This window comes from Rhodococcus sp. IEGM 1381 (assembly GCF_030056795.1).
Lineage (GTDB): Bacteria > Actinomycetota > Actinomycetes > Mycobacteriales > Mycobacteriaceae > Rhodococcoides.
The window spans coordinates 60,573-86,672 of record NZ_JASHKQ010000002.1; the positions used below are offsets into that span (position 1 = coordinate 60,573).

The 26,100-nt window shown below is 63.6% G+C and carries 29 protein-coding genes; 8 read left to right on the plus strand and 21 right to left on the minus strand.

Going from position 1 to position 26,100, the window contains the following annotated elements:
- Window positions 1–56: 56 nt before the first annotated feature.
- Both QM797_RS10255 and QM797_RS10260 read left to right on the plus strand, forming a co-directional pair.
- A complete protein-coding gene (locus QM797_RS10255; RefSeq protein ID WP_283275438.1) occupies window positions 57–311 on the plus strand; it encodes a hypothetical protein in 255 nt (84 codons plus the stop codon).
- Between the two features lie 127 nt (window positions 312–438).
- Window positions 439–1,377 (plus strand): YdcF family protein, encoded by a 939-nt coding sequence (locus QM797_RS10260; RefSeq protein ID WP_283275439.1) that lies wholly within the window; start codon window positions 439–441, stop codon window positions 1,375–1,377.
- Here the strand turns inward: QM797_RS10260 and QM797_RS10265 are convergent.
- Window positions 1,371–1,964 (minus strand): TetR/AcrR family transcriptional regulator, encoded by a 594-nt coding sequence (locus tag QM797_RS10265; protein ID WP_283275441.1) that lies wholly within the window; start codon window positions 1,962–1,964, stop codon window positions 1,371–1,373. The genes QM797_RS10260 and QM797_RS10265 overlap by 7 nt on opposite strands.
- A gap of 77 nt (window positions 1,965–2,041) precedes the next feature.
- Here QM797_RS10265 and QM797_RS10270 point away from each other — a divergent pair, with 77 nt between their 5' ends.
- Window positions 2,042–2,521: a DUF4188 domain-containing protein gene (locus QM797_RS10270; protein ID WP_283275442.1), complete on the plus strand. Its 480-nt coding sequence runs from the start codon at window positions 2,042–2,044 to the stop codon at window positions 2,519–2,521.
- Window positions 2,522–2,532: 11 nt separating this feature from the next.
- Here QM797_RS10270 and nuoN read toward each other — a convergent pair whose 3' ends face one another.
- From nuoN to QM797_RS10340, 14 genes are read right to left on the minus strand one after another with little or no spacing between them, the layout of a single operon-like run.
- On the minus strand, window positions 2,533–4,095 hold the full coding sequence (gene nuoN / locus QM797_RS10275; protein ID WP_283275443.1) for an NADH-quinone oxidoreductase subunit NuoN: 1,563 nt from the start codon (window positions 4,093–4,095) through the stop codon (window positions 2,533–2,535).
- Window positions 4,092–5,633, minus strand: a complete 1,542-nt coding sequence (locus QM797_RS10280; protein WP_283275790.1) for an NADH-quinone oxidoreductase subunit M — start codon at window positions 5,631–5,633, stop codon at window positions 4,092–4,094. The genes nuoN and QM797_RS10280 overlap by 4 nt, the downstream gene beginning before the upstream one ends.
- A gap of 11 nt (window positions 5,634–5,644) precedes the next feature.
- A complete protein-coding gene (gene nuoL, locus QM797_RS10285) occupies window positions 5,645–7,516 on the minus strand; it encodes an NADH-quinone oxidoreductase subunit L (protein WP_283275444.1) in 1,872 nt (623 codons plus the stop codon).
- Window positions 7,517–7,532: 16 nt separating this feature from the next.
- Window positions 7,533–7,832 carry an NADH-quinone oxidoreductase subunit NuoK gene (gene nuoK, locus QM797_RS10290; protein WP_008717020.1) on the minus strand — a complete coding sequence of 100 codons (300 nt, stop codon included), beginning with the start codon at window positions 7,830–7,832 and terminating at the stop codon, window positions 7,533–7,535.
- The gene (locus QM797_RS10295; RefSeq protein ID WP_283275445.1) at window positions 7,829–8,596 is read right to left on the minus strand and encodes an NADH-quinone oxidoreductase subunit J; all 768 of its coding nucleotides are present in this window, start codon (window positions 8,594–8,596) and stop codon (window positions 7,829–7,831) included. Before QM797_RS10295 ends, nuoK begins: the two co-directional genes overlap by 4 nt.
- Complete coding sequence (gene nuoI, locus QM797_RS10300; RefSeq protein ID WP_057477678.1) at window positions 8,593–9,138, minus strand: NADH-quinone oxidoreductase subunit NuoI; 546 nt, start codon at window positions 9,136–9,138, stop codon at window positions 8,593–8,595. The genes QM797_RS10295 and nuoI overlap by 4 nt, the downstream gene beginning before the upstream one ends.
- Window positions 9,131–10,444, minus strand: a complete 1,314-nt coding sequence (gene nuoH, locus QM797_RS10305) for an NADH-quinone oxidoreductase subunit NuoH (RefSeq protein WP_502942322.1) — start codon at window positions 10,442–10,444, stop codon at window positions 9,131–9,133. Before nuoH ends, nuoI begins: the two co-directional genes overlap by 8 nt.
- Window positions 10,438–12,876 carry an NADH-quinone oxidoreductase subunit G gene (locus QM797_RS10310; RefSeq protein WP_283275446.1) on the minus strand — a complete coding sequence of 813 codons (2,439 nt, stop codon included), beginning with the start codon at window positions 12,874–12,876 and terminating at the stop codon, window positions 10,438–10,440. The genes nuoH and QM797_RS10310 overlap by 7 nt, the downstream gene beginning before the upstream one ends.
- Entirely contained in the window at window positions 12,873–14,174 is a 1,302-nt protein-coding gene (gene nuoF, locus QM797_RS10315) for an NADH-quinone oxidoreductase subunit NuoF (RefSeq protein ID WP_283275447.1), read from the minus strand. Before nuoF ends, QM797_RS10310 begins: the two co-directional genes overlap by 4 nt.
- 1 nt (window position 14,175) lies before the next feature.
- Window positions 14,176–15,084, minus strand: a complete 909-nt coding sequence (gene nuoE, locus QM797_RS10320) for an NADH-quinone oxidoreductase subunit NuoE (protein ID WP_283275448.1) — start codon at window positions 15,082–15,084, stop codon at window positions 14,176–14,178.
- A complete protein-coding gene (nuoD, locus tag QM797_RS10325; RefSeq protein WP_283275450.1) occupies window positions 15,081–16,379 on the minus strand; it encodes an NADH dehydrogenase (quinone) subunit D in 1,299 nt (432 codons plus the stop codon). The genes nuoE and nuoD overlap by 4 nt, the downstream gene beginning before the upstream one ends.
- The gene (locus QM797_RS10330) at window positions 16,379–17,035 is read right to left on the minus strand and encodes an NADH-quinone oxidoreductase subunit C (RefSeq protein ID WP_283275451.1); all 657 of its coding nucleotides are present in this window, start codon (window positions 17,033–17,035) and stop codon (window positions 16,379–16,381) included. The genes nuoD and QM797_RS10330 overlap by 1 nt, the downstream gene beginning before the upstream one ends.
- Window positions 17,032–17,586, minus strand: a complete 555-nt coding sequence (locus tag QM797_RS10335; RefSeq protein ID WP_057477673.1) for a NuoB/complex I 20 kDa subunit family protein — start codon at window positions 17,584–17,586, stop codon at window positions 17,032–17,034. Before QM797_RS10335 ends, QM797_RS10330 begins: the two co-directional genes overlap by 4 nt.
- A 56-nt stretch (window positions 17,587–17,642) precedes the next feature.
- A complete protein-coding gene (locus QM797_RS10340) occupies window positions 17,643–18,002 on the minus strand; it encodes an NADH-quinone oxidoreductase subunit A (RefSeq protein WP_057477794.1) in 360 nt (119 codons plus the stop codon).
- 290 nt (window positions 18,003–18,292) lie between these two features.
- Between QM797_RS10340 and QM797_RS10345 the strand changes: the two genes are divergently transcribed.
- Entirely contained in the window at window positions 18,293–19,015 is a 723-nt protein-coding gene (locus QM797_RS10345) for an aquaporin (RefSeq protein ID WP_283275452.1), read from the plus strand.
- Here QM797_RS10345 and QM797_RS10350 read toward each other — a convergent pair whose 3' ends face one another.
- Together QM797_RS10350 and QM797_RS10355 are read right to left on the minus strand one after the other, a co-directional pair.
- The gene (locus QM797_RS10350; protein WP_283275453.1) at window positions 19,016–19,459 is read right to left on the minus strand and encodes an Rv3143 family two-component system response regulator; all 444 of its coding nucleotides are present in this window, start codon (window positions 19,457–19,459) and stop codon (window positions 19,016–19,018) included.
- Window positions 19,460–19,539: 80 nt separating this feature from the next.
- A complete protein-coding gene (locus tag QM797_RS10355) occupies window positions 19,540–20,190 on the minus strand; it encodes an AMIN-like domain-containing (lipo)protein (protein WP_283275454.1) in 651 nt (216 codons plus the stop codon).
- 98 nt (window positions 20,191–20,288) lie between these two features.
- Between QM797_RS10355 and QM797_RS10360 the strand changes: the two genes are divergently transcribed.
- Window positions 20,289–20,564, plus strand: a complete 276-nt coding sequence (locus QM797_RS10360) for a hypothetical protein (RefSeq protein ID WP_283275455.1) — start codon at window positions 20,289–20,291, stop codon at window positions 20,562–20,564.
- 20 nt (window positions 20,565–20,584) lie between these two features.
- On the opposite strand, the gene QM797_RS10365 is transcribed toward QM797_RS10360, so the two are convergent.
- Window positions 20,585–21,016: a hypothetical protein gene (locus QM797_RS10365; RefSeq protein ID WP_283275457.1), complete on the minus strand. Its 432-nt coding sequence runs from the start codon at window positions 21,014–21,016 to the stop codon at window positions 20,585–20,587.
- Window positions 21,017–21,082: 66 nt separating this feature from the next.
- Here QM797_RS10365 and QM797_RS10370 point away from each other — a divergent pair, with 66 nt between their 5' ends.
- A complete protein-coding gene (locus QM797_RS10370) occupies window positions 21,083–21,874 on the plus strand; it encodes a 2-phosphosulfolactate phosphatase (RefSeq protein WP_283275458.1) in 792 nt (263 codons plus the stop codon).
- Between the two features lie 70 nt (window positions 21,875–21,944).
- Window positions 21,945–22,688, plus strand: coding sequence for a polyprenol monophosphomannose synthase (locus tag QM797_RS10375; protein WP_283275460.1), 744 nt, complete (start codon window positions 21,945–21,947; stop codon window positions 22,686–22,688).
- 18 nt (window positions 22,689–22,706) lie between these two features.
- On the opposite strand, the gene QM797_RS10380 is transcribed toward QM797_RS10375, so the two are convergent.
- Window positions 22,707–23,507: an SDR family oxidoreductase gene (locus QM797_RS10380; protein ID WP_283275461.1), complete on the minus strand. Its 801-nt coding sequence runs from the start codon at window positions 23,505–23,507 to the stop codon at window positions 22,707–22,709.
- Entirely contained in the window at window positions 23,504–24,178 is a 675-nt protein-coding gene (locus QM797_RS10385) for a lysophospholipid acyltransferase family protein (protein WP_283275792.1), read from the minus strand. The genes QM797_RS10380 and QM797_RS10385 overlap by 4 nt, the downstream gene beginning before the upstream one ends.
- A gap of 53 nt (window positions 24,179–24,231) precedes the next feature.
- On the opposite strand from QM797_RS10385, the gene QM797_RS10390 reads away from it, so the two are divergent.
- The gene (locus QM797_RS10390; RefSeq protein ID WP_283275463.1) at window positions 24,232–24,804 is read left to right on the plus strand and encodes a TetR/AcrR family transcriptional regulator; all 573 of its coding nucleotides are present in this window, start codon (window positions 24,232–24,234) and stop codon (window positions 24,802–24,804) included.
- Here the strand turns inward: QM797_RS10390 and QM797_RS10395 are convergent.
- Window positions 24,785–26,071, minus strand: a complete 1,287-nt coding sequence (locus QM797_RS10395; protein ID WP_283275464.1) for a M16 family metallopeptidase — start codon at window positions 26,069–26,071, stop codon at window positions 24,785–24,787. The two genes, QM797_RS10390 and QM797_RS10395, sit on opposite strands and share 20 nt — an antisense overlap.
- Window positions 26,072–26,100: the final 29 nt, after the last annotated feature.

The following is a 26,100-nucleotide window of genomic DNA, read 5'->3' on the forward strand; positions in this document are numbered from 1 at the left end:
CAGAGTATGAGCCCGAGCAACGACCCATTCGGACAATTCGCATTACGGTGGGGTTCATGACTATCGAAGATGTGGGCGGCAGGCGAACGGTGACGGCGGACGAGCTTCTTCTGTTGGTGGGTGATCATCTCCTCATCGAGGAGGGTGTCGCGACCGGGTTCATCGAAAGCGCCGGGCAGATAGCCGAGAGCGTAGCGGTGACTGTCACCGATGGCGTCGACGGAACCACGACGACCGAGCGTGTTTTTCTTCCCGACGCCGAGGTGACCATCGAACCGGCCGATCGCGGACGCGCCCCCGTCACGCTGTGACGGGTGAAGACGGCCTGCTCAGAAGTACATTGGTGTAACTCGAGAAACTTGGATCACACCAGTCACACTGGTACCTAACTGAGCTAGGGTGGCGGAAACCCGTCACCGTTCAGGAGGGCTATCGACAGTGCGATCCGGCCGAGCACAACCGACGATTCGCGTCGCTGTGGTCACCTGTGCGGCTGCACTTGCCCTCGGCACGGGCATGGGCTCGGCGATGGCCCAGCCCGACCCGTCGACCGCCAAGACCGATACGTCGACCCAGGTCACGGCGGTTACAGACGCACCACGTTCGGCCGACGCACAGCAGTACAACGATGCACAGAATGCTCTGGTCAAGGGCCGATACGTTGCCGGTTTCGCCGCACTGGATGCCGTTGCGGCCGCGGCACCGGACGATGCCAATGTGGCAGCGCTGCAGACGTTCTATGCCACCGCCGATGCCGACGCGCGTGCACAACACTCGGCTCGCCTCCGCACCCTGTCTCCTATGCTCGCCGATGCTGTCGATCGAGCCATCGCCGTCATCGACCGAGCCGCGACCGAGACGATCGACTTCGCACCGGACACCGACGGGCCGCGTACCGCGATCGTGGTGCTCGGTCTCGGTCTGAACAGAGACGGCAGCATGGCCCCGGAGTTGGTCGAGCGGCTACGGGCCGCCGTCGCGGTCGCAGAGCGCTCCCCCGAATCGCCCATCGTCGTCACCGGTGGAAATCCGCAGAGCGGCATCACCGAGGCCGAAGCGATGAAGAATTGGCTGATCGACAACGAGATCGCGGCCGACCGCATTCACACCGAGGCCACCGCGAATTCGACGGTACAGAACGCGCAGCGCGCCACCTCGCTGGCCGCGGAGATCGGTGCTGTGAATCTGGTGCTCGCAACAACTCCCAGCCACCTTCGACGAGCGATCTCCGACTTTGAGATCGCTGGTGCCGACGTGATCGGTGCTGCGACAGACACTCCCGACGATCTCCCGGACCTTCCCGCGCTCGCTCCGACGGCACGGTTGGGCATGACCGTCGACGCCACCAAGATCCTCGGGATACCGCGCACCTACTGACGCGTCCACCCTCGCAGTACCGACTCCGTCCCGGCGTCGAACATCGCACGACGAATCTCGTCGTCGGGATTCGTGGGCATCGCCAACTCCAGCGACACCAACCCGTGCACGATCGCCCAGAACGAATGGCTGATCAAGTCGACCGATGCGCCGCTCATGGTGCCGACCGCGACGGCGCGCGCTACCGCCTCCCGAAGCGGGTCCATCGCTGCGGCGGCGAGTTGTGCCTCTTCGGATACATCGACCGGACCGAGTACGCCGCCGAACATCACCGCGTATAGATGCGGGTTGTGCAGAGCCCAGTGCCGGTACGCAACGGCAAGTTCGCGTAGATCGACCTCGGGGTCGCCGGTGACGGAAACGCTGCGCTGCGCGTCACCGAAACTCGAGAACGACGCAGCGAACAGGGCCACCAGCAGTTCGGCGCGACCACCGAACAGCGAATAGATGGCTGTGGTCGAAGTGCCCTGCGCGGCCGCGAGCTTACGGAGTGACAGCGAGTCGACGCCGTGTTGCGCAACGCTTTCCGCCGCGGCTTCGAGTAGCCGGGTGCGTAGTTCGGAATCGTGAATTCTGGGTCTCGCCACTTGCGAAACTTACCACAACAGTGTTTTATAACAGTGTCACAGAAATCGCTCGACACCCGAACAGACGGGAACACGTCATGCCATCCATCATCGACGGCCGCCGCACGGTCGAAGCCGACCGCGACACCGTCACGGTCTTTCTCATCGGAATGCGTATCAACAATCCCCTTGCCGTTCGCTCCTGGCTTCCCGCGGTGCGCGCGATGCCTCGGATCCTCAGCCATCTCGAGCAGGATCCAGCCTCCGGACTGCTCGGCTACCACTCGTGGTTGGGCCGCACCACCATGCTGGTCAGCTATTGGCGCAACGCGGAAGACCTGACGCGATTTGCCTCCGATCCCGACGCACCACATGCACCCGCCTGGCGCGCCTTCAACCGATCGGTCGCTGCGACCGGTCATGTCGGCGTATGGCACGAAACCTATACCGCGACAGCACAGAACAGTGAGGCGATCTACGTCAACATGCCGTCGTTCGGCCTCTCGGGAGCCATCGGTGGAATCCCGGTCGGCACAGGCTCGCACACGTGGAAGCAGCGAATGAAGTCCGTGAAGTAGGCCCGTACGAGCTAGAGGAAGTTCCCAGCTCGCGCGGCGATGTCGAGAACGGGTTGAGGAAAGACTCCCAGTGCCACGGTGACGAGCACCGAGACCCCGATCGCGCATGACACCGGCGCGGTAGGACGCACCATGGTGACGGTCCGGTCTGTGGGATCGGTGAAGAACATCAGCACTATCACTCGCACGTAGAAGAACGCCGCGATTGCACTGCACACCACACCGACCACGACCAGTGCTGCTCCCCCGGCACCCGAGGCCGCGCTGAACACCGCGAACTTGCCGATGAAGCCGCTGGTGAGCGGGATACCGGCGAACGAGAGCAGGAACAATCCGAACACTGCGGCAACGAGCGGTGAGCGTCGACCGACACCGGCCCACCGCTCCAGGTCGCCCACCTCACCGCGTTCGTCTCGGGCCAGACCGATAATGGCGAATCCACCCAACGTGCTGAAGGCGTAAGCAAGCAGGTAGAACATCGTGGCCGAGACACCCGAATCACCCACATCACCTGAATTACCCAGCGCGGTCACTCCGGTGAGGATGAACCCGGTGTGCGCCACGGACGAGTAGGCCAGCATGCGTTTGACGTCGGTCTGCGTCACTGCAACAACCGAACCGAGCACCATCGTCGCGATGGCGATCACCCACAGCATCGGCCGCCAACTCGACTCGAGACCGGGCAGTGCCATTCCGAAGATTCGCAGAATCGCACCGAAGGCCGCCACCTTGGTCACGGTGGCCATCAGCGCCGTCACCGGCGTCGGTGAACCTTGGTAGACGTCTGGAATCCACGAATGAAAGGGCACCGCACCGACTTTGAACAGCAAACCCACGGCCAGCAGTGCGGTTCCGATCAGAGCGAGCGATCTCCCCTGGCCGTCTGCGGCGATGGCGTCGGCAATGCCGTCCAATCCGACGGTACCGGCATAGCCGTACAGGAACGCGACTCCGAACAGGAAGAACGCGGACGAGAATGCGCCGAGAAGAAAGTATTTCAGCGCCGCTTCCTGGGAGAGCAGCCGCCGTCGCCGCGCCAGACCGCACAGTAGATACAGCGGCAGAGACAGTACCTCCAGCGCGACGAACATCGTCAGCAGATCGGTGGACGCCGGAAACAACAGCATGCCGCCGATCGCGAACATCGCCAGTGGAAAGACCTCCGTCTGGGCAACACCGGCGTCGATGGCCTCCTTCTCCGCCACGCTGCCCGGAGTGGTCGAGGCCTGCGGAGTGAACGAATCGATGCGGCGCTCGGTTCCGGCCCCGGTGACGGCGACGGTGCGCTCCGCCAACAAAGCCACGGCCGGGATTGCCACCAGCACAATGGTTCCCTGCAGAAACAGCGTCGGACCGTCGATGGCCACAGCCCCGTTCATCGCATATGCCTCGGTGCCGGCCAGGCCGAGAACGGCCGCCAGAGCCGCCACCAACCCCACGAGTGCAAGCACCAAATGCGTTGCGCGACGTGCTCGCATCGGCACGAACGCTTCGACGAGGACCCCGAGAACCGCGACACCGAAGACGATCAACATGGGCGACAGCAGTCCGTACTGCACCTCGGGAGTGGTCATCGTTGACCTCCTGCACTGTCGACGATCGTGGATTGCACTGCCGGAGTGATGACATCGAGTGCCGGTTTCGGGTACACCCCGAACACGATCAGCAGCGCGAGCAACGGCACCACCACCATCGTTTCTCGGGGCACCAGATCGGAGATCTTCTCGTTACCCTCTCGGACCGGACCCGTCATCACCCGCTGATAGAGCCAGAGAATATAGATCGCCGACAGAACGAGCGCACTGGTTGCCACGATCGCGGCGACGCCGTATCGACCGAATGTGCCGATCAGCACCAGCAACTCACTGATGAACGGGGCCAGTCCGGGTAGTGAGAGCGTGGCAAGACCAGAGATGAGAAACGTTCCGGCGAGCACCGGCGCGACCTTCTGAACGCCGCCGTAGTCGGCGATCGCGCGTGAACCACGACGGGACACGAGAAAGCCTGCGATCAAGAACAATGCGGCGGTGGAGATTCCGTGGTTGACCATGTACAGGGTGGCACCGGCTTGGCTCTGACCGGTCATCGCGAAGATGCCGAGGATGATGAACCCGAAGTGCGAAATAGAGGTGTAGGCAATGAGTCTCATCATGTCGGTCTGACCGATCGCCAGGATCGCGCCGTAGACGATTCCGATCACCGCGAGCGTGATGATCCACGGGGCGAACGTCTGCGACGACTCGGGAAAGAGCTCGAGACAGAAGCGCAGCATCGCGAACGTACCGACCTTGTCCACCACCGACATCATCAGCACCGCCGTCGCAGGGGTGGACTGCACTGCGGCGTCGGGGAGCCACGTATGGAACGGCCACAGCGGTGCCTTGATCGCGAACGCGAGCATGAAACCGAGAAACAGGGCATTGAGCACCGCAGGATCCACGCCGAGCCCGCCCGATGCCGCCGCATCCGCGATCGCGCGTAGATCGAACGTGCCGCCGTCGAACGGGCCGTCGGGCCTGGCCGTGACGACGTACAACCCGATGACGGCAGCCAGCATCACCAGGCCACCGAACAGGTTGTACAGCAAGAACTTCACTGCGGCGCGCGTGCGCTCGGAACCGCCGAAACCACCGATGAGGAAGTACATCGGAATCAGCATCGCCTCGAAGAAGATGTAGAACAGCAATACGTCCAGTGCGAGGAACGAGACGATCACCATGGACTCGACCACCAGGATCAATGCCATGTAGGTGTGCGAGACCCGGTGCGATCCGTAGTTCGCCACCCGGCTGCCGTCGTTCCAGCCCGCGACGAGGAGCAGTGGGGTCAGAACGGTGGTGAGCAACACCAGCACGAGGCCTATTCCATCGAGGCCGAGCGTGTATCGCGCACCGAATGCCGCTATCCAGGAATGGTCTTCGAGAAACTGGTAGCGATCGCCACCGGAGTCGAATGCCACGGCAAGTACCACCGACGCCGCGAGTGTGCCGGTAGCGAACCCCACGGCGACGCCACGCGCGGTCGTCGGACGATCGGCCGGCACCAGGGCGACGACAATCGCGCCGAGAATCGGCAGAACCCACAGGACGGTCAACCAGGGCAGTGTCGTCAACCAGGGAAACGTCACAGGACCACCACCATCAGCACGACGAGAACGGCCCCGGCGAACATCGCCAACGCATAGGACCGCACGAAACCGGTTTGCAGCCGCCTGGACCGACTCGACACTCCGCCGATCGATCTCCCCACCCCATCCACGACCGCGTCGATACCCGCCTTGTCGGCGAATACCATAGTGTTCGTAAGCTTTTGACCCGGTCGCATGAAGGCGGCCTCGTTGAAGGCGTCGCCGTACAGATCGGCGCGTGCCGCTCTGGTCAGCACCGATACGTCCTCGGGTGGAGTCGGGGGAACGTCGCGAGCGATGTACTTCCGGTAAGCGACGCCTGCGCCCACGAGTACGACTCCCAGAACTGCGACCGTGACGACCCAGGCAGGTATCGCGTGCTCCTCGTGCGCCGATCCCACCACCGGTTCCAGCCACGTCTCGAGGCGTCCACCCACCGCGAGGAAGGCTCCCGATGCCACCGAGCCGACGGCCAACAGAACCATCGGGGCCGTCATCGTCGCCGACGCCTCGTGCGGATGTGCCTGCGCTGCCCACCGTTTCGGGCCGAAGAACGTCATCAGCATCACCCGAGTCATGTAGAACGCGGTCAGACCCGCACCGAGCAACGTCACGCAGCCCAGCACCACACCTGTCGCTCCCCCGGCCGCAAATGCGATCTCGATGATCGGATCCTTGGCGAAGAAGCCGGAGAACGGAGGAACTCCGATGATGGCGAGGTAGCCGAGACCGAACGTGACGAACGTGATCGGCATCGCGGCCCGGAGCCCGCCGAACCGTCGCATGTCGGTCTCGTCGTTCATCGCGTGCATCACCGAGCCGGCCCCCAGGAACAGTCCTGCCTTGAAGAACCCGTGCGAGAGCAACAGCACGATGGCGAAGGCATAGCCGGACGGGCCGAGTCCGGCTGCGAGCACCATGTACCCGATCTGACTCATCGTCGAGGCCGCGAGCGCCTTCTTGATGTCGTCCTTCGCACAACCGATCACGGCACCGAACAGCAACGTCACCGCGCCGACCGTGACGGTCGCTGCGCGGGCGGCTGGCGACGCCTCGAACACCGGTCCGGATCGGACGATGAGATACACCCCGGCGGTCACCATCGTCGCCGCGTGAATCAGTGCGGAGACAGGAGTGGGTCCCTCCATCGCGTCGCCGAGCCACGATTGCAGCGGCACCTGCGCCGACTTTCCGCAGGCGGCCAGCAGCAACATCAGCGCCATCGCGGTGGCCACCGATTCACTCGCATCCCCGATTCCGGCGAACACCACGTCGTATTGCACCGATCCGAAGTTCACGAACATGATCATCAGGGCGATCGCCAGGCCGATATCGCCGACGCGGTTGACCACGAACGCTTTTCGAGCTGCCGAGGCTGCCGACGGCTTGTGCTGCCAGAATCCGATGAGCAGGTACGACGCGAGGCCGACGCCCTCCCACCCCAGATACAGGCCGAGGAAGTTGTCGGACAGCACCAGCAGCAGCATGGCGGCGAGAAACAGATTGAGGTACGCGAAGAAGCGCCGACGCTCCGCGTCGTGGCTCATGTATCCGATCGAGTACACATGAATGAGCGACCCGACTCCGGTGATCAACAGGACGAAGCAGATCGACAGCTGATCGGCGCGGAGTCCGAAGTCGACCTGCAATTCGTCGACGGGAACCCAGCGGAACAGAGTCTCGGTGATCGCTCGGTTCGGCCCGTCACGCCCGAGCATCGAGGCGAACACCAGTGCTGCCACCAAGAACGACGACACCGCTGCAGCCGTCGCAGCCAGGTGCCCCCACGGGTTGCAGCGCCGGCCACCGAGCAGCAGGACGGCCGCACCGAACGCCGGCAGACCCGGAAGAAGCCACAGGATCGACATCGTTTCTGCTCCCCCGTCAGTTCTTCATCAGAGAGTTCTCGTCCATCGAGATCGAGCGACGAGAACGGAAGATGGCCATGATGATCGCCAGGCCCACCACCACCTCGGCAGCAGCGACCACCATGGTGAAGAACGCGAACAACTGGCCGTCGAGATTGCCGTGCATGCGGGAGAACGTGACGAACGCGAGATTGACTGCGTTGAGCATCAATTCGATGCACATGAACACGATGATGGCGTTGCGTCTGACGATGACTCCCGCCGCGCCGATCGTGAACAGCAGAACCGACAGATAGAGGTAGTTCTCGGGATTCATCGCGCGTCACCCCCGTCCACCTTGTACTGGCTCCGTCGATCGGCGAACAGAGCATTGACGGACGACTCCGACTCGCTTCCGTCCGGTAGCAGAGCGCGGCGATCGACGCCGTTGTGACGAGCGAACACACCGGGACTCGGCAACGGTGTCACCCTGGAGCCGTCACGGAACCGGTCCTGCGACATCTCTCGCTGACCCTTCACCGGACCCAGGGCCTCCCGGTGCGCCAGGATCATCGCACCGATGGTGGCAGTGATCAACAGCGCTCCGGTCAGCTCGAATGCCCATACGTACTCGACGAAGATCAGCTCGGCCAGGCCTTCGACGTTTCCTGTGGAGTTGGCCGCGTCGAGCCCGACGAAATCCAGTCGACCGGCGCGTGCCGAGTCGCGCAGCAATACCCCGATGATCAACAGCCCGAAGCCGATTCCGATGACGACGGCCGCGATACGGTGCCCTCGCAATGTCTCGGTCAAGGACTCCGAGGTGTCGACCCCGACGAGCATCAGGACGAACAGGAACAGCATCATCACTGCGCCGGTGTAGACGACGATCTGCACGACACCGAGAAACAGCGCCCCCTGCGCCATATAAAAGGTCGCGAGCACCACCATGGTGGCGGCGAGAAACAGTGCAGAGTAGACAGCTTTCGTGCTCATCACCACACCGAGAGCACCGAGGACCGCGACTACACCGAGGGTCCAGAATTGCACTGCCTCACCGGTTGAGGTTGCCTCGAGGGCGAGCTGCACTGTGGCAGTCATCGAACCGGACCGCGATCGGTTTCGGCCTCGCTCTCGGCACCGGTCACGGTGCCGCGGTAGTAGTCCTCGGCCGAACGCCCCGGTGCCATCGCGTGCGGTGGTGCCACCATGTCCGGCTCCAGCGGTGCCAGGAGCGAATCCTTCTCGTAGATCAGGTCTGCTCGGTTGTCACCGGCGAGTTCGTATTCGTTGGTCATCGTCAGAGCCCTTGTGGGGCAGGCCTCCACACACAATCCGCAGCCGATGCACCGAAGATAGTTGATCTGATAGACCCCGCCGTATCGCTCGCCCGGCGAGAATCGCTCGGTCTCGGTGTTGTCGGCTCCTTCGACGTAGATCGCGTCGGCCGGACAGGCCCACGCGCAGAGCTCGCAGCCGATGCACTTCTCCAGGCCGTCGGCGTATCTGTTGAGCTGATGCCGACCGTGGTAGCGAACCTCGGTCGGCTTCTTCTCCTCCGGATACAGCTCGGTCTCGGGTTTCTTGAACATCGTGGCGAAGGTGACGCCGAATCCGGCGATGGGACCGAGGAATTCAGGCATCGGCGTTCTCCTTCTGTGACCGGGCCGGGTGTGACCGCGCTCCGGCGTGCCGGCTCGCAATCGTTGTGCCCTGCTCGAGGATGGGAGGAATGGGGAATCCGCCTGCCGCAGCATCGAATTCTTCGGTGGGCGGCGGAGGCGGAACGTTCCGGATACGTGCGCGCTTTCGCAGCATGAGCAGCAGAGAACCCAGCACGGCGACCGCGAAGATCATCGACGCGACGAACGTGACCAGAGGCACGTCGTACCTACCGGCCCCGAGTACCCGCACCGTCGCGATCACCATCACCCAGATCAGCGCGACGGGAATGAGAATCTTCCAGCCGAAGTTCATGAATTGGTCGTAACGCAACCTCGGCAACGTCGACCGCAACCAGATGAAGATGAACAGGAACACCCACACCTTGGCGACGAACCACAGCACCGGCCACCATCCGGAATTGGCACCGCTCCACAGACTCAACGGAATCGGAGCTCGCCAGCCGCCCAGGAACAACGTTGTCGCGAGCGCCGACACCGTGACCATGTTGATGTACTCGGCCAGCATGAACATCGCGAAGCGCAAGGAGGAGTACTCGGTGTGGAACCCGCCCACCAATTCCCCTTCGGCCTCGGGCAGGTCGAAGGGCGCGCGATTGGTTTCACCGACCATCGCCGTCACGTACACCAGGAACGACGGCAAGAGCAAGAAGACGTACCAGGTGTCCTGTTGCGCCGCAACGATTCCGGAGGTCGACATGGTCCCCGCGTACAGGAATACCGCAGCGAACGACAGGCCCATAGCAACCTCGTAGGAAATGACCTGCGCCGTCGAACGCAGTGCGCCCAGCAATGGATACGTCGAATTCGACGCCCAGCCGGCAAGGACGATTCCGTACACACCCACCGAAGTGACCGCGAGGATGTACAGAACCCCCACCGGCAGGTCTGTCATCTGCAGCGGAGTCGTGGTGCCGAACACCGACACCTCGGGCCCGAACGGAATCACCGCGAAGGCCATGAAGGCAGGGACCACCGAAATGATCGGAGCCAGAATGTAAATCGGCTTGTCGACGCCCGTCGGAGTGATTCCCTCCTTCAGTGCAAGCTTGATCCCGTCCATCAGCGACTGCAACAGTCCCCACGGGCCTACCCGATTGGGCCCGACGCGCATCTGCATCCACGCCATGATCTTGCGTTCGGCATAGATCGCAACGAGCGGTGTGAGAACCAAGAATACGAAGACCGCCAGGGCCTTGCCGATCACCAACCACCACGGGTCGGTGCCGAACATCGACAGATCGGTCGGCGCGGAGACGATCACGATGCCTCACCCTCGGGTCGTTCCTCAGGCTGTGCCCTGCGAAGCCTGACCACCGCACCCGACTCTGTGCCGAGTGAGCGGTACACCGAGGAACCGGGCGAATTCATCGGTACCCACACCACGTTGTCGGGTAGATCGGTGACTTCCAGCGGCAACGTGATCGAGCCACCGTCCGTCTCGACACTCACCCAGTCACCGGCCTCCGCTTCGATCGTCGACGCAGTCGCCGCGGACAGTCGGACCGCGGGCGGGCGACCGGTCTTCGCGAGATCGACCTCGCCGTCCTGCATCCGACCAGAATCGATGAGCATCCGCCACGTGGCCAGAATCGCCTCCCCGGGCTCGAGCGACGGCGTTTCCGCGCGCGGACTCACTCGGGCCACGGCGATCCGCGATCCGTTCCAGCCACCGAAACGAGCCAGCTCATTGCGCGCTGCAACCGCGTCGGGCAGCGACAGCTCGACCCCCATCTGTTCGGCGATGGCATCGAGAACGCGCTGATCGGGCAGTACCGCGCCTGCCCCGAGTGCAGTGTCGAATGCTCGTGGTCTTCCCTCCCAGTCCACGAAGGTTCCCTGTTTGTCGACCACCGGTGCCACCGGGAACACCACATCGGCGCGCTCGGTGACCGCGCTGTGTCGAAGTTCGAGACTGACCACGAACGCCGAGCGGTCCACCGCATCGAGTGCACCGCGCGGATCGGGTAGATCGTCCGGATCGATACCAGCAGTGATCAGAGCGCGATCGGGACCGGCATCCGCCAGTATCGCGGCGGTATCGCGACCCACGTCAGCGGGAAGTTCGGCCACTCCCCACACGGCTGCCACCTCGGCGCGCGCCGACGCATCGGCGACCGGCCGCCCGCCCGGCAACACATTCGGCAGCGCGCCCGCGTCGAGCGCGCCGCGTTCTCCCGCTCGCCGCGGAATCCACGCCAACGTCGCTCCGGTGTCGTCGGCCAACTTCGACGCTGCGGACAGTCCGCCGGAGACTCCGCCGAGCCGCTCTCCGACGAGAACGATCGAACCTGGCTCGCGGAGGAGTTGGGCAATCGATTCGGTGCCTCGATCGCCGACGTGCAATGCGTCGAGCCAGTGCGGCTCGTCGCCTGGAAGCGATTGCAGCAGAACACCATCGAGTTTGCGTAGACCTCGACTTGCCAAGGGTGCGACCGAAGCCACCACCAGGCCCCGAGTACGGTGCGCCTTGCGCAGTCTCAGGAACACCAGTGGCGATTCTTCCTCGGGCTCGAAGCCGACCAACACCACCACGGGGGCGTTCTCGAGGTCGGTATAGGTGACTCCCAACCCGGTCCCTGCGATACGACCGGCCAGGAAGTCCGCTTCCTCTGCGCTGTGGGTACGGTTGCGAAAGTCGATATCGTTGGTGTGCAGTACCGTTCGAGCGAATTTGGCGTACGCGTAGGAGTCTTCGAGGGTCGATCTTCCGCCCACGAGTACCGCCGCACGACCGACGGACGCGGCCAATCCGGTTGCTGCGGCGGCCAGTGCGGCCGACCACGACGTCTCTATCAACGCGCCCGACTCGTCCCGGATCATCGGTGCGGTGATGCGGTCCGGCTCGGAGGCGTAATGGAACGCCCAGCGGCCCTTGTCACAGTTCCATTCCTCGTTGACCTGAGGATCGTCTCCCGCCAGACGTCGAAGAACCTTGCCGCGTCGGTGGTCGGTACGTTGAGCGCAGCCGCCTGCACAGTGCTCGCACACGCTCGGCGACGAGGTCAGGTCGTAGGGTCGGGCCCGGAACCGATACTCGGTGTTCGTCAGTGCCCCCACCGGGCAGATCTGGACCGTATTTCCCGAGAAGTAGGAATCGAACGGTTCGTTACCGAAGATGCCCACCTGCTGCACCGCACCTCGTTCGAGCAACTCGATGGACGGATCTCCGGCAACCTGGGCCGCGAAGCGAGTGCACCGAGCGCACAGCACACAGCGTTCTCGATCCAGCAGAACCTCGGCCGACAGCGGAATCGGCTTGGGATAGGTACGTTTGGTCTCGGTGAACCTGGACTCGGTGCGGCCCGCAGCCATTGCCTGGTTCTGCAGAGGACATTCACCGCCCTTGTCGCACACCGGGCAATCGAGGGGGTGGTTGATGAGCAAGAGTTCCATCACGCCTCGTTGCGCCTTGTTCGCCGCCTCCGACGTCACCTGCGTGCGCACGACCATGCCGTCGGCCACCGTCGTCGTACAGGACGCCAACGGCTTGCGCTGCCCCTCGACATCGACCAGACATTGCCGGCAGGCACCCACAGGATCGAGCAGCGGATGATCGCAGAAGCGCGGTATCTGCACTCCCATCAACTCGGCAGCGCGAATCACCAATGTGCCCTTGGGAACACTGATCTCGTGGTCGTCGATGGTCAATGTCACGATCTCCACTCGCGTGACCGACTGCTCAGGCTGTGCAGTCATGACGTCAGCTCCTCTGCCATCAGGGTCGATCGGTGCGGGTCGAACGGGCATCCCTGCTCGGTGACGTGACGGATGTATTCGTCGCGGAAGTACTTCAGTGAGGACACGATCGGACTGGCGGCACCGTCTCCCAACGCGCAGAAGGACTTTCCGGCGATGCCGTCCGCGATGTCGAGAAGAGTGGCCAGGTCGCCCTCGGTGCCGGTACCACCGTCGAGACGTCGAAGTATCTGCACCAGCCAGTAGGTCCCCTCCCGGCACGGTGTGCATTTGCCGCAGGATTCGTGTGCGTAGAACTCGGTCCACCGCAACACCGCTCGCACCACACATGTCGTGTCGTCGAAGATCTGCAGTGCTTTGGTACCCAACATCGATCCGGCGGCACCGACGCCTTCGTAGTCGAGTGGGACATCGAGATGGTCGCTGGTGAACATCGGCGTCGAGGATCCTCCCGGCGTCCAGAACTTCAATTCTTGTCCCGGTCTGATCCCGCCCGCGTAGCCGAGCAACTCCCGCAGCGTGATCCCCAACGGCGCCTCGTACTGGCCAGGACGGCAGACGTGGCCCGAGATGGAATACAGCGTGAATCCGGGTGACTTTTCGCTACCCATCGACCGGAACCACTCGATTCCCTTGCGCAGGATCACTGGAACGCTGGCAATCGATTCGACGTTGTTCACCACGGTCGGGCGCGCGTACAGGCCCGCCACTGCGGGGAACGGTGGCCGCAGCCGAGGTTGCCCCCGCCGACCCTCCAACGAATCGAGCAGGGCTGTCTCCTCGCCGCAGATGTACGCACCCGCCCCGGCGTGGATCACCAACTCGAGGTCGAAACTCGATCCGAGAACGCCCTTCCCCAGATAGCCCGCCGCGTAGGCCTCGGCGACCGCGGCCTGCAGCCTGCGTAGCACCGGCACCACTTCACCTCGGACGTACACGAAGGCGTGCGATGCGCGAATTGCGTACGCGGCGATGACTATTCCCTCGATCAGCGTATGCGGACTCGCCATCAGCAGCGGCATGTCCTTGCAGGTACCCGGCTCGGACTCGTCGGCATTGACCACCAGATAGTGCTCTTTGCCGTCATTCTGGGGGATGAAGCTCCACTTCGTTCCGGTCGGAAAGCCCGCACCACCCCGGCCACGTAGGCCGGATTCCTTGACGAAGGCGATGAGGTCGTCGGGGTCCATCGCAATGGCCTTCTCGAGCCCCGCGTATCCGTCGTGACTTCGGTAGGTATCGAGAGTCCACGAGTCCTTCTCGTCCCAGAACTCGCTCAAGACCGGCGTCAGGGCCATGTCACTCCCCCTTCGTCGATGGATCGGTCTCGGTGGTGTTCGGCTGTGGTGGCACGGTGGCCGAGGGTGCCGGTGCGGGCTTGTCTCGCACTGTCTCCGCTGCTTCGGCTCCGACATCGGGGGTCTCGACATCGGGGTGCCCGTCGTCCGGTCGCGATACGGCCTCGGGAGCAGACATCGCGTGCTCTTGCGCGTACCGCAGGCCGGAGAGAGTGGCTTCGCCTGCGCTACCGGACGATTCGACCGCCCCGCGGCGGTCGTCGGGAAATCCGGCGAGAATTCGTTCGGTCTCACGGAACGTGCACAGTGGTGCTCCACGCGTCGGGGTGACCGGGGCACCGGATCGAAGTGCATCGACCAGATCCCGCGCAGACGACGGGGTGCTGTTGTCGAAGAACTCCCAATTGACCATCATCACCGGTGCGTAGTCGCACGCGGCGTTGCATTCGATGTGCTCGAGAGTGATGGTGCCGTCGGCGGTCGTCTCGCCGTGGTCGACGTCGAGGTGGTCGCGCAGGGTGTCCATGATGGCGTCGCCGCCCATGACGGCGCAGAGGGTATTGGTGCACACGCCGACGCGGTACGTCCCCGTGGGCTCGCGGCGGTACATCGAGTAGAACGTCGCGACGGCCGCGACCTCCGCACCGGTGAGTTCGAGTAAGTCGGAACAGAATTCGATTCCGGCGGGGGTGAGATAGCCGTCCTCGGATTGCACGAGGTGCAACAACGGCAGCAGTGCCGATCTTGCCTGCGGATAGCGTGCGACAACGATCTCGGCGTCGGCACGCAGCCGGGCGAGCACCGCGGCGGGATACGAGCTTCGCGCACCCGGCCCGGCCAGTTGCACCGCCTCGTCCGGGCGGGCTCCGAGTTGAATCAGAACCGGCTCCGAGTGCGGCTGCGCAGTCATCGGTCCACCCCACCCATCACCGGGTCGATACTGGCGACCGCAGCGATGACGTCGGAGATCATGCCGCCCTCGCACATCGCGGCCACTGCCTGCAGATTGGTGAAGGACGGATCTCTGAAATGCACTCGGTACGGCCGTGATCCGCCGTCGCTGACGATGTGGACGCCCAGCTCACCTCGCGGTGATTCCACCGTTGACAGCACCTGCCCCGCCGGGACTCGCATCCCCTCGGTCACCAGTTTGAAGTGGTGGATCAGCGATTCCATCGAGGTGTTCATGATGGTACGCACGTGATCCTGCGAGTTGCCCAGGCCATCGGGTCCCGAGACCAGATCGGCAGGCCAGGCGATCTTCTTGTCGTCGATGACGACTGGTCCCGGACGCAAGCGATCGAGGGTCTGTTCGACGATCTTGAGTGACTCCTTCATCTCCTCCACCCGGATCAGATAGCGCCCGTAACAGTCACTTCCGGTGTCGGTCACCACGTCGAACTCGTAGCTCTCGTATCCGCAGTAGGGATCGGACCGGCGCAGATCGTAGGGCAGTCCGGTCGATCGAAGCACCGGGCCGGTGACGCCGAGAGCCATGCATCCGGTGAGGTCCAGGTAGCCGACGTTCTCGGTTCTGGCCTTCCAGATCGGGTTGTCGTTGAGCATGAGTTCGAGATCTCGAAGGCGTCCGGGCAGCACCCTGAGAAGCTCGCGCACCTTCTCGATCGCATCGTCCGGGAGATCCTGAGACAGCCCTCCAGGACGGATGTAAGCGTGATTCATCCGAAGCCCGGTGATGGCCTCGAAGACGTCGAGGATCAGCTCTCGCTCACGGAAGCCGAACAGCATCGCGGTAACGGCACCCAATTCCATTCCGCCCGTTGCCAATGCAACCAAGTGGGACGAAATTCGATTCAGCTCCATCAGCATCACTCGGATCACCGTCGCGCGCTCGGGAATGTCGTCGGTGATGTCGAGCAGCTTCTCCACGCCGAGGCAGTACGCCGTTTCGTTGAAGAACGGCGACAAGTAGTCCATGCGGGTGACGAACGTGACGCCCTGGGTCCAGTTGCGATACTCGAGGTTCTTCTCGATTCCGGTGTGCAGGTATCCGATCCCGCATCGAGCCTCGGTGACGGTCTCGCCCTCGATCTCGAGAATCAACCGCAGTACCCCGTGGGTGGACGGGTGTTGCGGACCCATGTTCACCACGATCCGTTCGGTGCAGGACCCACGCGCCAGTTCGACGACGTCGTCCCAGTCCTGGCCCGACACCGCATAGATGGTTTCGTCTGTTGCGCTCATCAGTTGTACGACCTGCGCTCGTTCGGGGGCGCGACCCGAGCGCCCTTGTACTCGATGGGGATTCCGCCCAGCGGATAATCCTTGCGTTGCGGGTGACCGACCCAGTCGTCGGGCATCTCGATACGCGTCAGTGCAGGGTGACCGTCGAACACGATGCCGAAGAAGTCGTAGACCTCGCGTTCGTGCCAGTCGTTGGTGGGATACACCCCGCACAGCGAGGGCGTGTGTGGATCCGCATCGGGCACGGCAACTTCGAGTCGCAGGCGACGTCCGTGTGTGATGGAGACAAGGTGATACACCGCATGCAATTCACGACCGATCTGATCCGGATAGTGCACACCCGATGCGCCCGTGCACAATTCGAATCGCAGCTCGTCGTCGTCGCGCAGCGCACGGGCCACCGCGCAGACGTGCTGTCGCGCAAGATGCAGCGTCAACTCGCCCCGATGGGTCACCACGCGTTCGACGGCATCCTCGTACGACACAACACCGGCTTCGAGAACTGCAGCCAGCCGGTCGACCAAAGCATCGAAATAGCCGCCATAGGGCCGCACGGCGGTGTCGATCGCTGCCACCGGCGGCTGCAGTCGGCCGTAACCGGATGTGTCACCGGTGCCCTGGACACCGAACATCCCGCGGGGTCCGTGCGCGGTCATCGCAGCAGCCCTTTGAGATCGATCGTCGGGGTGGACGACAGCGCCGCGGCTTCGGCTGCCGCGCGCACCTGCTCGCGGTTGACGCCGAGCGGCATTTGCTGAATCTTCTTGTGCAGCTCGAGGATTGCGTTGAGCAACATCTCAGGCCGAGGCGGGCAACCCGGCAGATAGATGTCGACGGGAACGATGTGGTCGACGCCTTGCACCACCGCGTAATTGTTGAACATTCCGCCCGAGGACGCGCAGACCCCCATGGCCAGGACCCATTTGGGTTCGGCCATCTGGTCGTACACCTGCCGCAGCACCGGACCCATCTTCTGGCTGACGCGCCCCGCCACGATCATCAGATCCGCTTGGCGCGGAGACGCACGAAACGCTTCCATGCCGAATCGGGCGAGGTCGAACCGACCGGACGTGGTAGCCATCATCTCGATCGCGCAGCACGCGAGACCGAATGTAGCCGGCCACAGCGAACCCTTACGGGCGTATCCGGCCAACCCTTCGACGGTGGTCAACAGAAATCCACTGGGTAGCTTTTCTTCGAGTCCCATCGATCACGCTCTTTCGCTTTCGCACTATGGACAACAGGTCAGCGTTCTTCGACGAATCAGTCCCAACCGAGTCCGCCTCGCCGCCACTCGTAGACGTAGGCGACCGACACGTTGACGACGAACAGCGCCATGGCGACGAGCCCGAATGCTCCCAATACGTCGAGGTGGACGGCCCACGGATAGAGAAAGACGATCTCGATGTCGAAGATGATGAACAGCATCGCGGTCAAGTAGAACTTCACTGGAAATCGTTGGCCCGTAGGCGCATGCATCGTCGGCTCGATGCCGCATTCGTAGGCGTCGAATTTGGCGCGGTTGTATCGCGCGGGCCCCACCATGGTGCCGACCATCACCGAGAACACCGCGAACACGATCGCAATGACACCGAGAACGAGAATCGGAACGTAGGCGTTCATTCGGGCATCCGCTCCCTCGATCGACGTCCGCGCCGACGCGAGGTAAATGCGACGACCGTACCAATGTGACCTGAAACACACAGTATGGGTTCGGTACGGATCTCGCGGGATTTCGAGCAGTCCAATTTCGTAAAGCGTTGACGCGCATGGGTCACCCGCCCCAGAACCCGGCTCACGGCTGTGATTCATATCACTTGTCATTCACATGCGGTCCATGTCGCGGGTGACGACCAATCTCCGAACATTTCCGGCCGCCCGACCCGGGCCGCCGCCAAAACGAAGGAGAGACGATGAAGTCGATTTCCATCTCAGCGCTCGGCGCCGAGGGACTCGGCACTGCCCTGTTGGTCATTTTCGGTGTCGGCACTGCCGTCATCGCGGGCGACACCGTGGGGACGCCAGGCATCGCACTGGCATTCGGGCTCACCTTGCTCGCCCTCGTCTACGCGATCGGCCCGATCTCCGGCTGCCACATCAACCCGGCCGTGACAGTAGGGGCACTGATCGCCCGCGCGATCACCCCGATCACTGCAGCGTTCTACATCGTTGCTCAAGCCGTCGGCGCATTGATCGGCGCATTGGTCGTACTGGCGCTCGCCTCGGGCCGCCCGGGGTATTCGCTGTCCTCGGACAGTCTGGGCACCAACGGTTTCGCCGGTTCGTCGCCGGGAGAATACGACTTGGTCTCGGTCGCAGTGTTCGAGACGATCGCCACAGCCACTCTCGTCCTGGTCGTCTTGGCAACCACGGCGCGCTCGGTCCATCCTGCGCTGGCAGCGGGAATTCCGATCGGCTTGACCCTCACGGTCCTGCACTTGCTCGGCATCGGTATCGATTCGACGTCGGTGAACCCGGCTCGATCCTTCGGTCCTGCCCTGGTCGCAGGCGGACCCGCCCTGTCTCAGCTATGGGTGTTCGTGATCTTTCCCGTTCTCGGAGCGGTACTCGCCGGACTGATCCATCGCTTCGTGCTGAAGGTGCCCGCTTCCACAGACACGGCCGTATCGGCCTGATTACGGCTGCATGCCCGATGCCACGCTCGCCGAGCGCTGCCCCAGCAGAGCCACCACTGCACGTCCCAGCCTGATCGGATCTACGGGGTGGGGAACGGCAGCCTCGGCGCGTGACCAGTCTGCCAACCACCTGTCGTCGGGGCGCCCGATGAGCACCAGCACCGGCGGGCACGGGTCGATCTCGTCCTTGAGCTGCTTCGCCAAGCCGAGGCCTCCGACGGGCGAGGACTCACCGTCGAGGATGGCCAAATCGACTCCGCCCGCATCCATGTGCTCGATGACGACGGCCGCCGTAGCGACGTCCACGTAGTCGATCTCGCCGAGCGCCGGATTCGGTCGGGTTCCCACTGCAGACTTCACCTGAGCGCGAGTCTCGGCGTTGCTGCTGTAGACCAGCACCCGCACACGAGCAGGTCGATTCTCTCTCGCAGTGGCGTCGGACACACCGGCGATGCTACCGCGCGGTCGAGGAGGAGGGGCCGAAACTGCCAGGGCGAACGTGCATTCGACGTTCGCAGTGTCGATCAGGATCCGATGGTGACGATCACCGCGGCGGGACTTTTCGTGGTGGTCACCGTGAACTCGGGTCGATCGGTACCCACACCGATGAACGATTGCGAGATTCCGCCGGGATCGGCCAGAAAGTCGACCGAGACCACGGCGGAACCTGCATCGTTGCGAGTTCGTTCCGGCCCGGCGTAGGCCGAGACGCTGTCATCGGACTCCGTCGACGTGCCCGACAGATCGACCTGCAGTACGGACTTTCCGGGCACCGCCACAGGCTCACTCGTGGCATACCGGACCGCCTCGTCGACGTACCTCACGGTGTACGACACCGGACCGTTGCCTGCCAGCCGATATTCGACGGCCGACGACCCCCCGAACACGACATCGGTGACTCCGACCGGCGATATTTCCGGGTAACTGGCCCCGTCGAGACTCGGGGGAAGCTCGGCCACAGGGGGAATCACGGCGGTTGAAGGTGCGCTGGGACCCGGAACAGCGAACGGATCTCCGACCACCACGGAACCCGTGACCGTGGTGTAGTTGGTGCTCGCCGAGACCTCGTCGACTCGAGGTGTCACGTCACCACCGGAGCAGCCCGCGAGCAGAACAACCAGAAGAGATCCGACGACCGGGGACGCAACCGGGGCGGAGCGGCGGCCGTCGTTCATCCCCGCACGGTATCGAAGAAACCGCTCGGTTCGGTAGTGCTGCTTCGACGCAATTCGGTCACGATTGCGCCGGCCGTCGATCCTGCTAGCGTCGGAGCATGGAGCCGAAGAGCTATTCATCGGGTGAGCGCGTGTTCGGACCGCCCAACGGGACGTTCGACGCCGATTGGGCTGCAACAGCACTGCGGTCGAACCGCCCCGAATTGGATCATCCCACCTCGGTTCGGCTCGTCGAGCAGGCCTGGGAGCTCCTTCGGACACAGGGCCTTCGCGGCGAGAGGCTCACCCGGGCCCTCGACCTGGAGCCCGAACTCGCCGCCGCAGTCTCTGCGGTCGCCACCGAGACCGCAGAGCTCTACCTCGACCCCCGGTAGTAGCTGCCGTCACACGGGCCTCAGCTCGTACCGAACTGCCCAACTGCGAAGCCGATCACCAATACTGCAGTTCCTCCGATTTCGCCGATGATCAGCGCCACCATGAACACGTGCGTTCCCGCGACCGGGTGGACGAACTGGTTCTCGGTGTCACGCCGAATACCGTGCACGGTGTATCCGGCGATCGCACCCACGAAGAACAGCAACACCACCGATGCGGCGGTCAGATCGACCGGAACCGACCAGGCACTGAAGTGCGCCAGGACTGCCAGCACCAGCGCGGCGAACGAGTACATCAGCGCCGCTCGATGGGCGATGTCGACGTATCGATGCGCCGTCCCGTCCGCCGAGGTCGACATCTGGCGATATTTCAGCACCCCCAACCCCAGAGCCCACAGCAACAGAAGACCGGCCGCGAGGACGATCACCTTCGTATCCAGCTCCGACTGCATCCTCGGCTCCCCCACTCGATTACGCGCCGAAGGTAGCACCATCGCCTGCTTTGCTACCGTTCGGCAATGCCTGTCGATCCCGGACTGTCCCAGCGCGCGCACGGAGTCCGATTCGAGTGGGGTCTCTCGGGGGCCGATGCAATCGTCGACGGGGCGGACATCGCCGTGATCGTCGACGTTCTGTCGTTCACGACGACGCTGACGGTGGCGATCGATGCGGGTATCGACGTGATTCCGTGCCGATGGCGCGACGACCGAGCCTCGCAGCTGGCCGAGGAGTTCGACGCAGTCCTCGCCGTCGGCCGTTCGGTGGGCTCACCGGGCCGGATCAGCCTGTGCCCGGCCAGTATCCGAAATACTCCACCACCCGCCCGTCTGGTGTTGCCATCACCCAACGGCTCCACCATCTCGCACGAACTCGCGAGCCGGGCCGGGCTGTGCGTGGGCGCATCGTTGAGAAATGCGGCGGCGGTCGCGAAGTGGATACGTGCCGAGAACCCGACCGCCGTGATTGCCGTCATAGCGTCCGGCGAACGGTGGCCCGACGCATCACTGCGTCCCGCAGTCGAGGACCTGTGGGGTGCGGGTGCGGTCATCGCCGAACTTCTCGATTCCGGAGCCGCCGACGCGTCTGCGGAGGCGGTGGCGGCAGCAGCGGCCTGGCGGGCCGTGAAGCAGGGTCTGGCCTCCGAGCTGCTGCGATGCGCGTCCGGACAGGAATTGACCGCGATGGGGCATCCCGAGGACGTGGTGATCGCCGCCGAGACCGGCTCGACTGGCTGCGTTCCGATACTGCGCGACGGAATGTTCGTCGACGCAACTCGTCGATGGACGATCGAGGGTTCGACAGAGGGCTGAAACGCCGAACCGACACGGCCGATCATGTCCGATATTTGGATCGGGACCCCTGATCACGGATCATACGGTGGTGAGTACGGAACGAGTCGCCCCGAAGACCACCGTCGTTGTACCGACGTACAACGAACGAGAGAACCTCCCCAAGCTCGTCGAGCTGCTGGCTGGGTTGAAGATCGAGGGGCTCGGGGTGCTGGTGGTCGACGACAATTCGCCCGACGGTACCGGCGACATCGCCGATAAATTGGCCATCGACGGCCCTCTCGACATCAGTGTTCTCCACCGCACCGAGAAGAACGGACTCGGCCGTGCATACGTCGCGGGTATGACGCGGGCTCTCGACGAAGGCGCGGACATCGTGATCCAGATGGACGCCGATCTCTCGCACCCCACCGAGGTGATCCCGGCGATGATCGACAAGCTGAACACCACCGATGCGGCCGTGGTTCTCGGATCGCGATACGTTCCCGGCGGTGCCGTTGCCGCAGATTGGCCCTGGCACCGCAAGGCGCTGTCGGCCTGGGCGAACTTCTACGTCAATACGATCCTGCGACTCGGTGTCAAGGACGCGACGGCAGGATTCAAAGCGTGGCACGCGCGCACTCTGCGCACCATCGATGTGGCGTCGGTCGAGAGCAACGGGTACGCGTTCCAGGTCGAGATGAACTACCGAACCGTCAAGCACGGCCTCGCTCTCGCCGAGGTGCCGATCACGTTCGAGGAGCGTAGCGAGGGCGAATCCAAGATGAGCCTGTCGGTACAGCTCGAATCGGCCTTGGTGCCCTGGAAGTTGTTGCTGGGCAAGAAGAAGTTGTGACCGACGAACCGGCCGCCATCACGGCGTGAAGCGTCGGAATCCGCCTTCGGCACCGATGACCTGACCGGTGATCGAACCCGAATCGGGCGAGAGCAACATCGCCACGACGGCCGCAGCCTCCTCGGGCGAGTTCCACCGACCGCGCGGCATGTGGCGTTCTACGAATTCGTTCACATCAGCGCTGGCCCAGCCGGTATCGGTGGGACCCGGATTGATCGTGTTCACCGTGATGCCTCGCTCGATCACCGAATCGGCCAAAGTCGGGGTGATCGACGCGATGGCACCTTTGCTCACCGCGTAGGGAATTTCGGTCGGCATGGGCCCCTGGTCCTGACCAGAGGTGAACAGTACGACGCGACCACCGTCGGGATGATTCTCGTAGCGCCGCGCGAACTCCTGCACCAAAAGCAGAGATGCTCGTACGTTCACCGCCCACGTCAGATCGAGCGCTTCTGCGGTCAACGTCGCCAGCTCTCCCAGTTGTGATCGGGCGTGGTTGACCACCAGAGAATCGATGCTGCCGAACGTGGATTCGGCCGCGTCGAACAGAGTCGCCGGTGCCGCCGGATCGACGAAATCGATGTCGAGGTGGCCGAGCCTGTCGGTAGCGGTGGACAACTCGGCCAAGACCTCCTGTGCTCCCGGTGTGCCGACCCCCCATGGCTCGGTGACGTCGTAGCCGTCGCACGAGTGCGCGAAAACGCGTGTGCTGTCGTCACGCAACAGCCGGCGGGTGATGGCGAAACCGATTCCCTCCCTCCGACCGACGCCGGTGATGAGGACTGTTCTGCCCCGTGCCAGCACGTCCGAGCTTCTCATGCCGCGTCCTTGACCGTCGCGGCGTACACGTCGACGTATTCCTGCCCCGACAGGTTCGCCAGCGCAGTCATCACCTCATCGGTGATCGCCCGCAGAATGGCTTTACTGTTCTCTCCCCCTGCGTATCTCGTGAAATCCAATGGTTCGCCGACGACCATGCGCACCTTGCCCGGCCGCCAGATCCTCGAGCCCACCGGATTGACCCCGAGCGTCCCGTGCATCACCACCGGCACGACGGGCGCTCCGGTCTCGATCGCCACTCTCGCCAGCCCGGTCTTGCCCTTGTACAACCGGCCGTCGGGAGATCGCGTCCCTTCCGGGTACACCGCCCACACCTTCCGTTGTCGCAGAATGCTTTTCGCGGCCTGGAGCGCCGGAGCCGACGCGTCTGCCCCGCTGCGGTCGACGGGAACCTGACCTGTCGCGCTGTAGAACCAACGAAGCGCCGCGCCCTTGATTCCCCGGCCGGTGAAGTACTCGCTCTTGGCGATGAACGTGACCCGGCGACGAACCAGGAGGACGAGAAAGAACGAGTCGACGACGGTGAGGTGGTTGCCGGCGATGATCACCGGTCCCGTCGTCGGGAGATTGTCTCCACCGACCACCGACGGACGTCCGAGAACGCGGAGAATCGGACCGATCAACACATATTTGAAGAGCAGGTACCACATCGATCGATCCTCTCGGCTGGACGACGTCACGGCCGAGAGTAGACAATGTCTACGTGCCAGACAACCTCAGGACACGATTGGTCGGCACAGGTGTGCAATTGCTCGACCGCGATGGGCTGGATGGGTTGACCATCAGAGCGGTAACCAGAGAGGCAGGGGTGTCGCACGGTGCCCCTCGGCGATACTTCCCGACGCTGAACGCTCTCGCTGCAGCCGTGGCCGAGGTCGGTCTCGTCGATCTCGGCGGGAAAATGAAAGAGGCTTCATTGCAGTCGGATTCGCCCCTGGGCGCTCTCGATGCGATGGCACACGCGTACGTGGAGTTCGCAGTGGACCGACCGGCGATGTTCGCGCTGATCTTTCGACACGACATGCTCGAGGGTTCGGGTGAGGATCTTCGCGATACCTCACGCCCGCTGTTCGATGCACTGATCGAGTCGGTCGGTGCCGTCGCGCCGGAGAATCCACAGTTCACAGCATTGAGACTGTGGACCTCCGTGCACGGAATTGCGGCGCTCCACTCCACCCGAGCGTTCGAGCCGATCAACGACACCTCGGCGGTGCCGGGACTGATCCGCTGCGCAGTGCGCGACGTGATCGCCGACGCTATCGAACCAGAGACTTGACCGATGCCGGCAACTGACGAGCGTTCTTGTACGGACCGACCACCGCGGCACCGAACGGACGATCGAGCAATACGGCGGCGACCTCGCGCACCTCGTCGTTGCCGACGCTGTCGATGCGCGAGAGCGTGTCGGTGACGTCGCGGTGATTGCCGTAGTTCAGTTCGCTGCGACCGATACGGTTCATCCGGGAACCCGAGTCTTCCAAGCCCAGAACCAGTCCGCCGCGCAACGAGCCCTTCGCGCGAGCACACTCCGCATCGGTGATGCCCTCGGCCGCAACCTTGGCCAAGACCTCACGAATCACCGTGGTGACCTCGCCCAGATTCTCCGGCTGGCATCCCGCATACACCGAGAACGCACCGCTGTCGGCAAACGTGTCCACCGAGGAGTACACCGAATAAGCCAAGCCTCGCTCTTCCCGGATCTCCTGGAACAAGCGAGAACTGAGCCCGCCGCCCACAGCCGAATTGAGCACCGACAACGCCCAGCGATGCCCTTCGTGTCGACCGAACGCCCGCACGCCCAGGCACAGATGCGCCTGCTCACTGTCACGGGTGGTCAGGCTCAACGTGGGAGCGTTGCGCAATCGCGCTGTGCCACCTCGTCTTTCGGCCGGTCGCACACCCTTCTCCAGATGGCCGGAGAATGCGCGGCGCACGAGCGAGACGATCTGCTTGTGATCGACGTTGCCCGCGACCGCAACGACCATGCGCTGCGGGGTGTAGCGGCGAACGTGAAACGAGTGCAGTTGGGAACGGGTCATCGATTCGATGGATTCGACGGATCCGATGATCGGACGCCCGATGGGGTGATCACCGAACATCGCTTCCAGGAAGGCATCTCCCAGCAGATCCTCGGGATCGTCGTCGCGCATGGAGATCTCTTCGAGAACCACCTGCCGCTCGACGTCCACATCGGCCGAGCGGCACCGACCACGAAGCACGACGTCACTGACCAGGTCGATGGCCATTGCCACGTCCTCGTCGAGCACGTGGGCGTAGAAGCAGGTGCTCTCCTTGGAGGTGAACGCGTTCAGCTCTCCCCCGACACCGTCCATCACCTGGGCGATCTCGAGCGCACTGCGCGTGGGAGTCGACTTGAACAGCAGATGCTCGAGGAAGTGCGCGGCTCCGGCAACACTAGGTTGCTCGTCCCGCGATCCGACTCCGACCCACACGCCGACCGAGGCCGAGCGAACCCCGGGCACGAATTCGGTGACGACCCGAAGACCTCCGGGCAGAGTCGTGCGCTGCACGCCCGTATCCATGCCGGTGCTCTCTGGAACGGCCGAACGGT

What these genes read in the sequence shown, in the direction of transcription:
- QM797_RS10255 (WP_283275438.1), top strand. Translation starts at nt 57, where the DNA reads ATGACTATCGAAGATGTGGGCGGCAGGCGAACGGTGACGGCGGACGAG.
- QM797_RS10270 (WP_283275442.1), top strand. Translation starts at nt 2,042, where the DNA reads ATGCCATCCATCATCGACGGCCGCCGCACGGTCGAAGCCGACCGCGAC.
- nuoN (WP_283275443.1), bottom strand. Translation starts at nt 4,095, where the DNA reads ATGACCACTCCCGAGGTGCAGTACGGACTGCTGTCGCCCATGTTGATC.
- nuoL (WP_283275444.1), bottom strand. Translation starts at nt 7,516, where the DNA reads ATGTCGATCCTGTGGCTTCTTCCGGGTCTGCCGGCGTTCGGTGCGGCC.
- nuoK (WP_008717020.1), bottom strand. Translation starts at nt 7,832, where the DNA reads ATGAATCCCGAGAACTACCTCTATCTGTCGGTTCTGCTGTTCACGATC.
- QM797_RS10295 (WP_283275445.1), bottom strand. Translation starts at nt 8,596, where the DNA reads ATGACTGCCACAGTGCAGCTCGCCCTCGAGGCAACCTCAACCGGTGAG.
- nuoI (WP_057477678.1), bottom strand. Translation starts at nt 9,138, where the DNA reads ATGCCTGAATTCCTCGGTCCCATCGCCGGATTCGGCGTCACCTTCGCC.
- QM797_RS10310 (WP_283275446.1), bottom strand. Translation starts at nt 12,876, where the DNA reads ATGACTGCACAGCCTGAGCAGTCGGTCACGCGAGTGGAGATCGTGACA.
- nuoF (WP_283275447.1), bottom strand. Translation starts at nt 14,174, where the DNA reads ATGGCCCTGACGCCGGTCTTGAGCGAGTTCTGGGACGAGAAGGACTCG.
- nuoE (WP_283275448.1), bottom strand. Translation starts at nt 15,084, where the DNA reads ATGACTGCGCAGCCGCACTCGGAGCCGGTTCTGATTCAACTCGGAGCC.
- nuoD (WP_283275450.1), bottom strand. Translation starts at nt 16,379, where the DNA reads ATGAGCGCAACAGACGAAACCATCTATGCGGTGTCGGGCCAGGACTGG.
- QM797_RS10330 (WP_283275451.1), bottom strand. Translation starts at nt 17,035, where the DNA reads ATGACCGCGCACGGACCCCGCGGGATGTTCGGTGTCCAGGGCACCGGT.
- QM797_RS10335 (WP_057477673.1), bottom strand. Translation starts at nt 17,586, where the DNA reads ATGGGACTCGAAGAAAAGCTACCCAGTGGATTTCTGTTGACCACCGTC.
- QM797_RS10340 (WP_057477794.1), bottom strand. Translation starts at nt 18,002, where the DNA reads ATGAACGCCTACGTTCCGATTCTCGTTCTCGGTGTCATTGCGATCGTG.
- QM797_RS10345 (WP_283275452.1), top strand. Translation starts at nt 18,293, where the DNA reads ATGAAGTCGATTTCCATCTCAGCGCTCGGCGCCGAGGGACTCGGCACT.
- QM797_RS10355 (WP_283275454.1), bottom strand. Translation starts at nt 20,190, where the DNA reads ATGAACGACGGCCGCCGCTCCGCCCCGGTTGCGTCCCCGGTCGTCGGA.
- QM797_RS10360 (WP_283275455.1), top strand. Translation starts at nt 20,289, where the DNA reads ATGGAGCCGAAGAGCTATTCATCGGGTGAGCGCGTGTTCGGACCGCCC.
- QM797_RS10365 (WP_283275457.1), bottom strand. Translation starts at nt 21,016, where the DNA reads ATGCAGTCGGAGCTGGATACGAAGGTGATCGTCCTCGCGGCCGGTCTT.
- QM797_RS10370 (WP_283275458.1), top strand. Translation starts at nt 21,083, where the DNA reads ATGCCTGTCGATCCCGGACTGTCCCAGCGCGCGCACGGAGTCCGATTC.
- QM797_RS10380 (WP_283275461.1), bottom strand. Translation starts at nt 23,507, where the DNA reads ATGAGAAGCTCGGACGTGCTGGCACGGGGCAGAACAGTCCTCATCACC.
- QM797_RS10385 (WP_283275792.1), bottom strand. Translation starts at nt 24,178, where the DNA reads ATGTGGTACCTGCTCTTCAAATATGTGTTGATCGGTCCGATTCTCCGC.
- QM797_RS10395 (WP_283275464.1), bottom strand. Translation starts at nt 26,071, where the DNA reads ATGGATACGGGCGTGCAGCGCACGACTCTGCCCGGAGGTCTTCGGGTC.